This window comes from Mesorhizobium sp. B2-1-8 (assembly GCF_006442545.2).
Lineage (GTDB): Bacteria > Pseudomonadota > Alphaproteobacteria > Rhizobiales > Rhizobiaceae > Mesorhizobium.
Genome location: NZ_CP083952.1, coordinates 4,938,158 through 4,952,095, shown reverse-complemented (window position 1 = coordinate 4,952,095; position 13,938 = coordinate 4,938,158). Strand labels below are relative to the sequence as shown.

At 64.0% G+C, this 13,938-nt stretch carries 10 protein-coding genes; 5 read left to right on the top strand and 5 right to left on the bottom strand.

The window, feature by feature from the left end; genetic code table 11:
* Nucleotides 1-8 precede the first annotated feature (8 nt).
* The 3 genes from FJ970_RS24410 to FJ970_RS24400 are packed head-to-tail and all read left to right on the top strand — an operon-like array spanning nucleotide 9 to nucleotide 4,968.
* Entirely contained in the window at nucleotides 9-1,484 is a 1,476-nt protein-coding gene (locus FJ970_RS24410; RefSeq protein ID WP_140759189.1) for an ATP-binding protein, read from the top strand.
* Nucleotides 1,484-4,444 carry a bifunctional [glutamine synthetase] adenylyltransferase/[glutamine synthetase]-adenylyl-L-tyrosine phosphorylase gene (locus FJ970_RS24405; protein WP_140759191.1) on the top strand — a complete coding sequence of 987 codons (2,961 nt, stop codon included), beginning with the start codon at nucleotides 1,484-1,486 and terminating at the stop codon, nucleotides 4,442-4,444. The genes FJ970_RS24410 and FJ970_RS24405 overlap by 1 nt, the downstream gene beginning before the upstream one ends.
* Before the next feature lie 50 nt (nucleotides 4,445-4,494).
* Nucleotides 4,495-4,968 (top strand): hypothetical protein, encoded by a 474-nt coding sequence (locus FJ970_RS24400; RefSeq protein ID WP_140759193.1) that lies wholly within the window; start codon nucleotides 4,495-4,497, stop codon nucleotides 4,966-4,968.
* A gap of 45 nt (nucleotides 4,969-5,013) precedes the next feature.
* On the opposite strand, the gene FJ970_RS24395 is transcribed toward FJ970_RS24400, so the two are convergent.
* Both FJ970_RS24395 and pepN read right to left on the bottom strand, forming a co-directional pair.
* On the bottom strand, nucleotides 5,014-7,335 hold the full coding sequence (locus tag FJ970_RS24395) for a PAS domain-containing sensor histidine kinase (RefSeq protein ID WP_140759195.1): 2,322 nt from the start codon (nucleotides 7,333-7,335) through the stop codon (nucleotides 5,014-5,016).
* Between the two features lie 203 nt (nucleotides 7,336-7,538).
* Complete coding sequence (pepN, locus tag FJ970_RS24390) at nucleotides 7,539-10,184, bottom strand: aminopeptidase N (RefSeq protein ID WP_140759197.1); 2,646 nt, start codon at nucleotides 10,182-10,184, stop codon at nucleotides 7,539-7,541.
* 149 nt (nucleotides 10,185-10,333) lie between these two features.
* Between pepN and FJ970_RS33690 the strand changes: the two genes are divergently transcribed.
* Nucleotides 10,334-10,459, top strand: a complete 126-nt coding sequence (locus tag FJ970_RS33690) for a hypothetical protein (RefSeq protein WP_265336194.1) — start codon at nucleotides 10,334-10,336, stop codon at nucleotides 10,457-10,459.
* Nucleotides 10,456-11,421 (top strand): DMT family transporter, encoded by a 966-nt coding sequence (locus FJ970_RS24385; protein ID WP_140759199.1) that lies wholly within the window; start codon nucleotides 10,456-10,458, stop codon nucleotides 11,419-11,421. Before FJ970_RS33690 ends, FJ970_RS24385 begins: the two co-directional genes overlap by 4 nt.
* On the opposite strand, the gene FJ970_RS24380 is transcribed toward FJ970_RS24385, so the two are convergent.
* The 3 genes from FJ970_RS24380 to FJ970_RS24370 all read right to left on the bottom strand — a co-directional run bounded on the left by FJ970_RS24380 (nucleotide 11,422) and on the right by FJ970_RS24370 (nucleotide 13,883).
* Nucleotides 11,422-12,234: a helix-turn-helix domain-containing protein gene (locus tag FJ970_RS24380; protein WP_140759201.1), complete on the bottom strand. Its 813-nt coding sequence runs from the start codon at nucleotides 12,232-12,234 to the stop codon at nucleotides 11,422-11,424. It lies immediately after the preceding gene.
* A gap of 54 nt (nucleotides 12,235-12,288) precedes the next feature.
* Nucleotides 12,289-13,158: a uracil-DNA glycosylase gene (locus FJ970_RS24375; protein WP_140759203.1), complete on the bottom strand. Its 870-nt coding sequence runs from the start codon at nucleotides 13,156-13,158 to the stop codon at nucleotides 12,289-12,291.
* A gap of 80 nt (nucleotides 13,159-13,238) precedes the next feature.
* Nucleotides 13,239-13,883 carry a hypothetical protein gene (locus tag FJ970_RS24370; protein WP_140759205.1) on the bottom strand — a complete coding sequence of 215 codons (645 nt, stop codon included), beginning with the start codon at nucleotides 13,881-13,883 and terminating at the stop codon, nucleotides 13,239-13,241.
* Nucleotides 13,884-13,938 lie beyond the last annotated feature (55 nt).

Sequence of the window (13,938 nt, the reverse complement as noted above, 5' to 3'; positions counted from 1 at the left end):
GCGGCAGCATGGCGCTTTCCGTGCCCGCCATCATGAAGACGACGGCCGCACGGCTTTCGGCGCTTTATCTCCTGCTCTTCGCACTCTGCGCGGTGCTGCTCGTCCTCTACATGACTTCGCTCTCGGCGCGCATGTTAACCGCGCAGACGCAGGAGACCATCAACGACGAAGTGCTCGGCCTTGCGCGCGCCTATCAGCGCGGTGGCTTGCCGGTATTGGTCCGCGTGGTCGAGGCCCGCTCGCGCCAACCCGGCGCCAACCTCTATCTGATCGCCGATGCCAACGGCCAGATCCTGACCGGTAACGTGCAGAGTCTGGAGCCGGGCGTTCTCGAAAACGAAGGCTGGACCACCAGCCCTTTTTCGTATCAGCGCTTTGGCGAGGGAGAACTCGAACGTCTACGCAATTTGCCTGCCGACAAGGGGACCGCACAGCCCGACCAGAGCGACACGCAGGCGCAGGGCGAGAAGGGCCACAACGCCATTGCCCTGGTGCTGCGGCTGCCCAACCAGATGATCATGCTGGTCGGCCGCGATCTCGGCGAACCGGAGCGGTTCCGTGCCGTCATCCGCCGTTCGCTGGTGCTGGCGCTCGGCATGATGGGGGTGGGCGGCATCCTGATCTGGTTCTTTGTTGGCCGCGCGGCATTGAAGCGTATCGACGGGGTTTCCGAGGCAAGCCGGCGCATTATGGGCGGTGATCTCAGTGGCCGGTTGCCGGTGACCGACGCCGGTGACGAGTTCGACCGGCTATCGGAAAATCTCAATGTCATGCTGGCCAGGATCTCCACGCTCAACGAAGGCCTGAAACAGGTATCCGACAACATCGCGCATGACCTGAAGACGCCGCTGACCCGGCTGCGCAACAGGGCCGAAGCGACGCTTTCCGGCAAGCAGAAAACATCGGATTATCGGCAGGCGCTGGAAGGCACCATCGCCGAGTCCGACCAGCTGATAAAAACCTTCAACGCCATCCTGATGATCTCCCGGCTGGAGGCTGGGTATTCTTCCGAGCACACCAGCCGCGTCGATCTGGCGGAGGCCGTGCGTGATGTGGTCGAACTTTACGAGCCGGTGGCCGAGGAGGCTGGCGTTTCGCTGGACGCCGAGGTGAACGGTGCTTTTGTCGTCGACGGCAACCGCGAACTGATCGGTCAGGCGCTTTCCAACATCGTCGACAATGCGATCAAGTATTCGACCGATTCGACGTCCAAACCGGCGGTCCGTGTGGCGCTCGAACGCACGCATGGCGAGATCAGGCTTTCCGTCGCCGACAACGGCCAGGGCATTCCCGACGATGCCGATCGCGCCCGAGCGACGGAACGCTTCGTGCGGCTTGAGAAGAGCCGTTCGCAGCCTGGTTCGGGCCTTGGCCTCAGTCTCGCCAAGGCGGTCATGACATTCCATTACGGCCGGCTTGACCTGTTGTCTGGCAATCCGGGACTATCCGTGGTCATGAGTTTCCCCGCGCGGGAGGACCGCTGATGGCGGCCGTTGCAAAGCGGAGCAATACAGGCTGGCTGCTGAGCCTGGAAACCCCGCTTGCTCCGCTCGACGAGGGCCGGGCACGGCAGGAACTGTCCGAAATCGCCGACGCAGCGCGCGAAGAAGGGTTGACACGGGCGGCCAAATTCCTGGCCGGCAAGGGGACGGCGCAGGATTTCCTGGCCGCCGTCTTCGACCTTTCGCCGTTCCTGCGCGATACCGCGCGCCGCCGGCCGCAAATCCTGGACGGCCTCTTCGACCTGCCGATCGAGGCCCGCCTGAAGGCGATCACCGCCGCGATCGACCAGGCGCCGCTGGCCGAAACGGTCTCGGAATCCGGCCTGATGATGGAACTGCGCCAGCACAAGGCCGAGGCGCATTTCCTGATCGCGCTCGCCGATCTCTCGGGCGAGGCCGAAACCTCGCTGACTGTAAGGCGGTTGAGCGATCTCGCCGACGCCTGCGCCCGCGCGGCCGTCGATTTCCTGCTGCGTGACGCGCATGGCCAGGGCAAGCTCAAACTGCCCGACCTGGACCGCCCGTCGCATCAATCGGGCTGGATCCTGCTCGGCATGGGCAAGCTCGGCGCGCATGAGCTGAATTTCTCCTCCGATATCGACCTCGTCGTGTTCTTCGATCCGGAAGCGCCCGCCGTGGTCGATCCACTCGACGCCACCGATCTGTTTTCACGCCTGACGCGCCGGCTGGTGCGCATCCTGCAGGATCGCACCGAGCACGGCTATGTCTTCCGCACCGATCTGCGGCTGCGTCCCGATCCCGGCTCGACGCCGCTGGCAATTCCGGTTGAAGCCGCGCTTCGCTACTACGAGGCGCGCGGCCAGAACTGGGAGCGTGCCGCGATGATCAAGGCGCGCCCGGTGGCTGGCGATCTCGAGGCGGGCGATGCCTTTCTCAAGGAGCTCCAGCCCTATATCTGGCGCAAATACATGGACTACGCGGCTATTGCCGACGTCCATTCGATCAAGCGCCAGATTCATGCCCACAAGGGCCATGGCGAGATCGCCGTGAAAGGGCACAACGTCAAGCTTGGGCGCGGCGGCATCCGCGAGATCGAGTTCTTCGTCCAGACCCAGCAGCTCATCGCCGGCGGCCGCTTCCCGGAGCTGCGCGGCCGCGAAACCGTGCCGATGCTCGGCCAGCTCGCCGCCCGAGGCTGGATTACATCAGACGCGCGTGACGCGCTCGCCCGCCAGTACTGGTTCCTGCGCCGGGTCGAACACGCCATCCAGATGGTTGCCGACGAGCAGACGCACACGCTGCCGGAAGACAATGAAGGGCTGGAGCGCATCGCCCGCATGCTGGGCTTTGCCGACGCGGCCGCGTTTGCCGGGGTGTTCCGTGCCTCGCTACAGCAGGTCGAGCGCCACTATGCCGCGCTGTTCGAAACCGCGCCCGAGCTTTCGGCCGGCATCGGCAACCTGGTCTTCACCGGTGACGTCGACGACCCGGACACGCTGCGGACCCTGCACGGTCTCGGCTTTCAGCGGCCAAGCGATATCTGCCGTGTCATCCGCGGCTGGCATTTCGGCCGCTATCGCGTCACCCGGTCGGCGGAGGCGCGCGAGCGGCTGACGGAACTGACGCCGGCACTGCTCAAGGCTTTTGGCCAGACGCGCCGGGCCGATGAGGCGCTGGTCCGTTTCGACGAGTTCCTTGCTGGCCTGCCGGCCGGCATCCAGCTGTTCTCATTGCTGCAGTCGAACCCCGCACTGCTCAGGCTGATGGCGACGATCATGGGCGCGGCGCCCCGGCTGGCGGCGATCATCACCCGCCGGCCGCATGTCTTCGACGGCTTGCTCGACCCGGCATTGCTGACCGAGCTTCCCGACCGCGCCTATCTCTCGTCACGGCTTTCCGCCTTCCTCGAAGGTGAAAGGGCCTATGAGGAGGTGCTCGACAGGCTGCGCATATTTGCTTCCGAACAGAAATTCCTGATCGGTGTGCGGCTGCTCGCGGGCTCGATCGATCCGGCTCGCGCCGGCCGCGCTTTCTCCGATCTGGCGGACCTGACCATCGCGGCTGCGCTGCAAGCGGTGACCGCCGAATTCGCGGTGCGCCATGGCACGATCGCCGGCGGCGTGGTTTCGCTGCTCGGCATGGGCAAGCTCGGCAGCCGCGAATTGACCGCCGGATCGGATGTCGATCTCATTCTGCTCTACGACCACGATGCGGATGCCGAGGACTCCGACGGCGACAAGCCGCTGGCGCCGTCGCACTATTATTCCCGCATGACGCAGCGGCTGATATCGGCCGTGTCGGCGCCGACGGCGGAAGGAGTGCTCTACGAACTCGACCTGCGGCTGCGGCCTTCCGGCAACAAGGGACCGGTCGCCACCCACATCGATGCCTTCAAGAAATACCAGCGCCAGGAGGCCTGGACGTGGGAACACATGGCCCTGTCGCGGGCGCGGCCGATTGCTGGTGACGCCAGCCTGTGCGGCGAGGTCGAGGCGGAAGTTGCCGCGGTGCTGAGCCAATCGCGCGATGCGGCAAAGGTGAGGGCCGAGGCGTGGGACATGCGTGCCATGATCGAGCAGGAAAAGCCGCCCCGCGACCTGTGGGACATCAAGCTGATTCCCGGCGGTCTGATCGATCTCGAATTCATAGCACAGGTGGCTGTCATCACCGGACAGGTCGAGGCCGGGCCGCGCGTCACCGGCACGGCCGAGATCCTGTCTCGCCTGACGCCCCGTTTCGCCAATGCCGGGATCAGGCAGGACCTTGGCCATGCTTACGCCCTGTATCTGGCGCTGACCCAGATGACGCGGCTGTGCCTTACCGGACCCTTCGAACGTGACGACGTTCCGCCGGGGCTTTCGGATCTGCTTCTAGCGGTCACCGACCTGCCGGATTTCGGTGTGCTGGAGGCACACCTCAAGGAGACGTCGCAAAAGGTCAGGAAGGATTTCGACCTTTTGCTTCGTGCCGGGGGTTCGTGATCAACGAGCGTTCGGCCGCATCGGGGGTGACGATGCAACAGGAGAAAACCATGAGAAAGACAACCAAGCTCGCACTTGCCTTCATCGCCCTGGCCGGAGCCGTTGGCGGCGGTGCCTATGCCGAGAATGTCGACAGCGCGAACATGCGTGAGCGCACCATGATGCGGCTCGACAAGGCAATGAAGGACAATGGCGGGACCATCACGTTCGACCAGTTCTACAATGTCGTGGACGCGCGGCTCAAGAAGCTTGTCGCCGACAATGGCGGCAAGCTGACTGTCGCCCAACTCGCCGACGCACTGGAGAAGGCGCGCTTCGAACGCATGGCCAGGCGCATCATCGCCCGGTACGACAGCAAGGGCGACGGCACGTTGACATCAGACGACATCACGGGCCGCGAAAAGAAGCTTTTCGCGATACTCGACAAGAACAACGACGGAAAGATCGAGAACCGCGAGCTGCCGAAGAGCGGGCGCTTTGGCCGCCATCGTCAAGGAGGCGACGACGAAAACGGCATGCAGTGAGGCTGGCTGACGCAGGCTCCGGCGCCGTCAGCCGAGGCCTGCCGCTCAGGCCGCAGCCTTGATCGTCGATGTTGCCTTTTTCACCGGAATGCGCACCGACACGATCGTGCCGACGCCTTCGGTGGAACGGATCTTCAGTGCGCCTCCTTGCAACTCGGCCAGCGAGCGCGAAATGGCAAGGCCGAGGCCGGAGCCGGCATGGTTCTTGGAGAACTGGTTCTGCACCTGCTCGAAGGGACGCCCGAGCTTGCCGAGCGCTTCCTTCGGGATACCGCAGCCATTGTCCTCGATCGTCAGCACCAGCGCGCCCGACGTGTTGCGGGCTCTGACCGATATGTGGCCGCCCTGACCGGTGAATTTCACAGCGTTGGACAGAAGGTTGATGACGATCTGCTTGATCGCCCGGCGATCGGCGAACAGCGTCAGCGCGTCGGCGATACGCGTTTCCACGGTGATCGCCTTTTGCGCCGCCTGCAGCGAGACGACACGCACCGTCTCACTGATCAGCGGACCGAGGTCGATCTGCTCCTGGTCCAGCGAGAACTGGCCGGCCTCGATCTTGGACATGTCGAGAATGTCGTTGATGACGCCGAGCAGGTATTTGCCGCTGCTGTTGATGTCGGTGGCGTACTCCTCGTAGCGCTCCGAGCCCAGAGGGCCGAACAGCCCCTGTTCCATCAGTTCGGAGAAGCCGATGATGGCATTCAGCGGCGTGCGCAATTCATGCGACATGTTGGCCAGGAATTCCGATTTGGCCCGGTTCGCCGCTTCGGCGCGCTCGGTTTCCTTCATGTATTTGCGGTTGAGGTCGACCAGTTCGCGCGACCGTTCCTCTTCGGCCCGCCGTGCGAGGCTGAGATCATGGATCGTCGCCATCAGCCGGCGCTCGCTGTCGACCAGCTTTTCCTGGTGCAGCTTGATCTGGGTGATGTCGGATCCGACCGAGACGGTGCCGCCATCCCTGGTCCTGAGTTCGTTGACCTGCAGCCAGCGGCCGTCCGACAGCTGCCGTTCGAACGTGGCGCCGCCCTGGGGACCATTGCTGTTGGCGAGCCGGCGCTCCGAAGCAAAGGCCAGCATCCGCTCTTCCAGGGACGCGCGCGTCACACCTGGCATCACGTCGCGATCCGAGAGCCCGTTGTCCTGCTGGTATTTGGAATTGCACATGATCAGGTGCTGAGCCGAATCCCACAGCACGAAAGATTCATTGATGTTCTCGATCGCGGTCCTGAGGCGAAGATCGGCCGCTTCGGAGCGCAGCGCCAGATGCCGTTGCTCGGTGACGTCAACCGCGATGCCGATCAGCTGGATCTCCGGCGCTTCCGGATCCATGACCTGTGCCCGGGCGCGCATCCACACCCATTGGCCATCGGCATGCCGCATCCGGAACACCTGGTCGATGTGGTCGATCTCACGCGCTACGATCCTGTTGGCGAGCTCGAACAGGTCGCCGTCCTCGGGATGGATGATCTCGTCGACCTCGCCGAAGGACAGCATCGTCTCGCAGGGTTCGTAGCCGAGCATGTCGTACATCGAGCGCGACCAGTACATCTTGCCGCGCACCATGTCCCAGTCCCACAGGCCGCAACGGCCGCGAACCAGCGCCATGTCGATACGCTGATGTGCTTCGAGATAGATGCGGTCGGCTGCCTGCGCGCGCGCCGCCTGCCCGAAATAGGCATAGAGGATGATGATCAGCACGCCGCCCGTCAGCACGAACAGCGTGACATTCAACGAGACGGTCTTGCGCCACGTGTCGAAGACCGCTTCCTGCGGCACAAGCGCCGCGGCGGCTCCCTTCCTGTCCCTGGACAGGCTGACCGCCGCATACCAGTCCTGCCCGCCGATGTTGACCTCCATGACACCGGCGCGATCGCCGAACATGAACAGCGGTTGGCCGCCCTGGACGAGGCTGTCGAGCGAATGGCCTTGCCAGGGCACCGAACGCGGCGTCACCGCGGTGATCCTGAAGGCGCTGTCGGTGATGACAAGCACATGGCTGCGGCCCATCGCTCCTTGGCGGCTGGTGGTCTCCAGCAGGTCCTGGGTGGCGCCCGGCACCGTGTCCGACGTGGTGGCGAGCGAACTGGCGAGCTGCGCGGCGGCCAGCGTCAGGACCGCCTTGGCGTCGCGCTCGACATCGTCACGCTCGTTCATCAGCGAGAGCACACGCAGCGCCGCGATGACGATCAGGAAGATGATGATGAGGGCCGGTATCGACCGGCGCAGGAGCGGTTCGGCCGCCAGAAGCCGCTTGTAGGCCGGTTCGGCAATGAGCCGCGTATTCCCGGCAAGGCCGTCGCCGCGCGTCTCACGACGCGCAAAAGCTATCCCTCCGGGCGCGCCCCACGCGTCCGCCTTCGCCATAAATGGCACTCCCCGATTTCCAGTATGCCGCATTTCTATGTGCTGGTGATCCGGCAACACCGCACGTCCGAATCGCCATTAAAGAATCAAAGGTGATTCGCCTTGTCCAGTGGTCCGGCGAAAAAAGATTAAAAATCGACTAAAATAGCGGGCTTTTGGAAGTGCGGCGGCTCGGCCTTGCCCCGCCGGGAAGGAAAGGGCGCCTATGCCAGCGTGCGCTCGACGATGTCGCGCAGGTCCGCCGACAGGTCTTCGGCATTGGCGATCGAAACCAGCGCTTCCCTGGCCTTGGCTTGCCGGCCCGGTTCGAGCGAACGCCAGGACCTGAGCGCGGTCGCCAGCCTTGCCGCCACTTGCGGGTTGCGCTTTTCGACCTCGAGCACAGTCTGCGTGAAGAAACGGTAGCCTTCTCCGTCGGCGCGGTGAAAGCCGGTCTGGTTGGCGCTGGAGAATGTGCCGATCAGCGAGCGCACACGGTTCGGGTTGCCCATCGAGAAACCCGGATGAGCGGTCAGGGCGCGAACGGTGTCCACCGCCTGTGGCCCCGGCACGCTGGCCTGGATCTGGAACCATTTGTCCATGACCAGCGGGTCGGACGCATATGTCTTTTCGAAAGCCGCCAGCGCTTTTTTCGCCTCCGGCGATCCGTGGTGACGATGCGCGAGCACGGCCAATGCGGCCGCGCGGTCGGTCATGTTCGTCGCGGACTGGAAATGCCCGGCCGCCAATGCCGCTCCACCGGGCAGCAGCGAGAGATAATCCAGCAGAATGTTGCGCAAGGCGCGTCGTCCGGCGCTTGCCGCGTCGGGGCTGAAGGCGGTCTGGTCGGCAAGGCTGTCGTAGAGGCGGGAAAATGCCTCGCCATTGACCGTGCCGATCGCCAGCGCAAGCGCCTGGCGAGCCGAATGGATGGCGTCCGGATCGATGTTCTTGCCGATGTCACGCGCGATGTCGGCGTCGCCCGGCAGCGCCAGAGCCAGAGCTCGATAGGCTGGCTCGAGTGTCTCGTCGCTGGCGATGCTGCCGGCAAGCTCCGTCAGCCGCGGGGCGAAGTCCGGCTGTTTGCCGCCAAGGATCTGGCGGAAGGCAGCGATCAGCGCATCGGTGAGCAGCGTGTTGAAGGCCTGCCAGCGCGAGAAGGCGTCGCTGTCATGGCGGGCGAGGAAAAACTGGTCGGCCGCCTTCTGCTCGACCGACAGCGTCACCGGCGCCGAAAAGCCGCGGTTGAGTGACACCGCCGGTCGTTCGGCAACGCCGGAAAAGCGCACCATGTGACGGCGCTTGCGAATATGGATGACGCCGTCCTCGACGCTGGCGCCCTCGACGCCGCTGTATCGAACCGGCTCGCCGCCGGCGCCGATCAGGCCGAAGGCGAGCGGGATGTGCATCAGCCGCTTGCGGCTTTCCGACGGTGTCGGCGGCACCGACTGCTCGATCTCGAGCGTGAATTCCTGTGCGGCCGGATTGTGCGTCGAACTCACGGTCAGGTTGGGTGTGCCCGCCTGATGGTACCAGAGCGCGAACTGCGAAAGATCACGGCCGGACGCCTCTTCGAACACCTTGATGAAGTCCTCGATGGTCGCGGCTTCGCCGTCGTGGCGTTCGAAATAAAGGTCCATGCCGGCGCGAAAGGCCTCAGCCCCGAGAATGGTGCGGATCATACGCACCACTTCGGAGCCTTTTTCGTACACCGTAGCCGTGTAGAAATTGTTGATCTCGCGGTAGCGGCGCGGTCGCACCGGATGCGCCAGCGGCCCTTGGTCCTCGGGAAACTGATGGGCACGCAGCGTGCGCACTTCGGCGATGCGCTTGACCGCGCGCGAGCGCTGGTCGGCGGAGAATTCATGATCGCGGAAAACCGTCAGCCCTTCCTTCAGGCAAAGCTGGAACCAGTCGCGGCAAGTGATTCTGTTGCCTGTCCAATTGTGGAAGTACTCATGCGCGATGATCGCCTCGATATTGGCGAAATCGGCGTCCGTCGCCGTCTCCTGGTCGGCCAGCACGTATTTGTCGTTGAAGATGTTGAGGCCCTTGTTCTCCATCGCGCCCATGTTGAAATCCGACACGGCGACGATGTTGAAGACTTCGAGGTCGTACTCGCGGCCAAAGGCCTCCTCGTCCCATTGCATCGACCGCTTCAGCGCGTCCATCGCGTAACCGGCGAGCGCCTCCTTGCCGGGCTCGACATAGATGCCGAGCTCGACCTTGCGGCCGGACATGGTCACGAAACTGTCGGCGATCCGGCCGAGATTGCCGGCCACCAGTGCGAACAGGTAGGACGGCTTGGGGAAGGGGTCGTGCCAGCTGGCGTAGTGCCAGCCATCGGCGAGATCGCCGTTCTCGACCGGATTGCCGTTGGACAGGAGCAGCGGCGCCTCGTCGCGCCGCGCCTCGATCCGCACCGTGTAGACGGACAGGATATCGGGGCGATCAAGAAAATAGGTGATGCGGCGAAAGCCCTCCGCCTCGCACTGCGTGCAGTAGACGTTGTTCGAACGGTAAAGGCCCATCAGGGCTTCATTGCCGGCCGGCGCCAGTTCGGTTTCGATGAGCAGTTGGAAACGACGTGCGGCCGGCGGCTTGAGCAGGGTCAGTTGGTCGGGGCTCGCCAGCAGATCGGCCGGTCTCACCGTCTTGCGGTCGATCTCGACGCGCTTGAGCGTCAATCCATCGCCGTCGAGCACCAGCGGAGCCGACGTGGATATGCCCTCGCGGCGCTCGACGGTCAGTATCGCGGTGACGACCGTGGTCCGCGGCGAAAGACGGAAGTCAAGATTGGTTTCCGGAATGAGGTAGTCGCTGGGGCGATAGTCCTCGAGTTTGAAGACCTGGCCTGTGTCGGTGCGCATTCCCTGGCTCTTCCTGTCTTTTCCGGGGACCGGACATGTTTTGACTGGTCCAAAAAATTCAAAGTCCGCGCTCTTTACACGAAACACACCCTCGACAAAACTGCGGCAGAGCCTAATTCAGGCCATCCTTTCACCGTCGCGAGGCAGTCATGACCGCCGTCACACCGAAATTCGGGATGGGCGCTTTCGTTCGGCGCGCCGACAATTTCCCGTTCTGCCATTTCGAGACCCGCAACGCGCCCTCGACGGCGGGTAGAAACGCATTGCCAAAGTGACATCAGGGGCGGAGGCGCAACCAGAAACCACCGGCGGCCACGGCACGCTGAGAGGCATCGTGCTGAAGATCGTCTCCGTGGCGGTTTTTGTCGGCATGCAAACCTGTATCAAGGCGGCAGGCGATGTGCCTGCCGGGCAGATCGTCTTCTTCCGTTCCTTCTTCGCCATCTTCCCGATCATTGCCTTCCTGGCATTTAAAGGACATCTGGCCACCGCATTCGCCACGAAACGTCCTTTCAACCACGTCGCGCGTGGCGTCGTCGGCGTCGGCGCCATGGGGCTTGGCTTTTTCGCGCTGACCAGGCTGCCGCTGCCCGAGGCGATCACCCTGAACTATGCACAGCCGCTGCTGGTCGTGGTGTTCTCCTCGGTGTTCCTTGGCGAGACGATCCGCGTCTATCGCTGGAGCGCTGTCGCGTTCGGCCTCATTGGCGTGCTCATCATTTCCTGGCCGGAACTGACGCTGCTCAGTTCGGATCGAGGGCTGGACGACCAGGAGGTCCTGGGCGTCATGGCCGCGCTGGCGGCCGCGGCAATCTCGGCTGTCGCCATGCTGCTGGTGCGCAATCTCGTGCAGACGGAGAAGACGGCCACCATCGTGCTGTGGTTCTCCTCGACCGCGAGCGTGCTCTCGCTGCTGACGCTGCCCTTCGGCTGGCAATCGCTGACGCCGGCGCAAGCAGCACTGCTCATCATGGCCGGCTTTTGTGGCGGCCTCGGCCAGATCCTGATGACCGCGGCCTATCGCCATGCCGAAGCCTCGGTCGTGGCGCCTTTCGAATATACCTCGATGATCCTCGGTGTCGTCGTCGGCTATTTCGTTTTCGGCGACGTGACCTCGTCCGGCACGCTGGTCGGTGGTGCGATCGTGGTGGCAGCCGGCATTTTCATCATCTGGCGCGAACGGCAGCTGGGTCTGGAACGCACGAGGACCCGCAAGGCGGCCCTGCCACAGGGGTGATCACGACCGTTCCGTCCGTTCTTTCGCCAACCGCACCAACACCGCCCGTGTCTGTTCGTCGGCCGGGAAGAACGACTCGATCGCCAGTTCCGACAGCGTGACATCCAGCGGCGTGCCAAACACGGTAATGGTGCTGATGAAGGAAAGCACCGTGTCGCCATGGGCAAGCCGGAGCGGGTGCACGATGGCATTCGGCTCGACCGGCGCCGGCCGGCCGCTCTTCAGGCCGGAGGGGTAGCCGCGAAGCTCTTGCTCCAATGCGACCAGCACCGGGTCGCCGGCGGCATCGTTCTGATGCTTCAGCCGTTCGAGCAGGTGAGTGCGCCATTCCTGGAGGTTGACGATACGCGGCGCGACACCACCCGGGTGCAGGCTGAGCCGCAGCACATTGACGGGTGGCTGGAGCAATGAGGGCTCGGAAATATCGGCCAGGAATGGCCCGATTGCCGCGTTGGCCTTAACCAGGTTCCAGTGCCGGTCCACCGCCAATGCCGGAAACGGCTCATGTCCCTTGAGCACCATCTCGACCGCCTCCATCGCCGGTGCCAGCGTCGTGTCGGTGAGCGGCCGTTCGCTGAAGCTGGGCGCAAAGCCCGCGGCCAGCAGCAATTGATTGCGTTGCCGCAGCGGGATCGCAAGCTGCTCGGCCAGATGCAGCACCATGTCGCGCGAAGGTGCGGCGCGACCGCTTTCGACGAAGGAGAGATGCCGCTGCGAAATTTCCGCTTCCATGGCGAGATCGAGCTGGCTCATGCGGCGGCGCGTACGCCATTCGCGGATGAGACTGCCGGCGGAGGTTTGAGGCGTTGTCATGGGAGAATGGTTAGGCTGCGGGCCAAAGCATTTCAATTACCTGCGAAGTCATCGCTAGGAGAGCGCCCGCAGCTTCGCCTTCACCTCGAGAAAATCCCGCCATGCGAGCTTCTTGTGCGCGGGCGTCCGCAAGAGATAGGCCGGGTGCAATGTCGGCATGGCCGGAATGGCGATGCCGGACGCCGTGGTGTGGACGCGCCAGTTGCCGCGCAGGCGCAGGATACCTTCCGAGGTGTTGAGCAAGGTCTTGGCCGACGGACCGCCGAGATTGATCAGCACCTTGGGATTGACCAGCTCGATCTGACGCTCGATGAACGGCCGGCAAATCTCGGTCTCGTGCGGCGTCGGCGTGCGGTTGCCGGGTGGCCGCCAGGGAATGACATTGGCTATGTAGACCGAGCCTCGGTCGAGGCCGATCGCAGCCAGCATGCGGTCGAGCAGGCGGCCCGAGCGGCCGACGAAGGGCAGGCCTTCAATGTCCTCGTCACGGCCGGGGGCTTCACCGACCAGCATGACAGTGGCTTGCGGGTTGCCGTCGGCGAATACGAGGTTCTTGGCGGTGGCCTTGAGATTGCAGCCCTCGAAAGCGGCCATGTGCTGGCGCAGCTCGTCGAGGGACACTGCCGCGGTCGCCAACTGGCGCGCCAGCGCCGCCTGCGCCTCGTCGGGCACGGCCGAGGTCGACGGGCGCGGGGCCGGAGCATCCGGTACCGCGCGCCTATCGAGGCGCGGCGGAGCCACGGGCGACTCCGGTGCGCCGCTTTCGCGTGGCGTCGCCGTCGGCATGCGTTCCGCCGGTTTCGGCGCGGCCTCCGCGAACCGGTCGACCGGCGCATCCTCCAAAGCCTCGTCCACGCCGGCGCTGGCATAGAAGGCGAGCAGATCGGTGAAATCGACCGGATTGTTGGGAGAGGCGGCAGTCATGGCCGCACCATTGTCCGGGCGGCGTCGATTTGCAACCTCGGAAGGCGTGGCGACAGCCAATCCCAAGGCGAGGCCGCGGCTTAGCCGGTGGGTATGCGTGGATCCTGCACGAGATAGAAGGTCCATCGCGGCGTGTAGTCGGTCATCAGGAACTCGAAGCTGGCGGTCCTCATAGGATCGACCTTGCCGTTCTTGAACAGCAGCCGGTCATAGGGTTCGAACTCGCGATCGAAATCGGCGAAATTGCTCGACCAGATATTGTCGGGCGTCTTGTTGCGCTGGTCGAACGAAAGCCCGTCTCCGAACACGCTCGGCTGGTCCAGTATTTCCTGCAGCTCGAACTGGAATTCGATCCAAGCCTGGCCGCTGTTGTTGAGCACGTCAAGGCGCATGTACATGATACCGTTGGCGAACTCACCCGCCTTGCCGAATGTCTGGATCGGCTTTGTGGTGCGGATGGTCAGCGTCACGGGTGTCGCCGAATTCAGCTCTTCGGTGATCACCAGCGGATCGTCCTTGGTTCCGATGCCGGAGGCTCCGGTGATGCGGAAACCGCCAAGCTCGTCGGAGAACGAGTACGCGCCTGTCGCCCAGACCTTCACTTCATCCGCGACGGCATGACCCGGCGCCAAAGCCAGAAGGGCCAAAGTAATCGCCCGGCAGGCCCGGCCGGGCGTTGATGGAAAGCGCGTCGAAGAGAAGCCGCCTGGCCCGGGAATGCGCATGGCGGGAAGTATGGCCGATAAGCAAGCCGTCGAACAATAGAAAACGCAAGCTTGG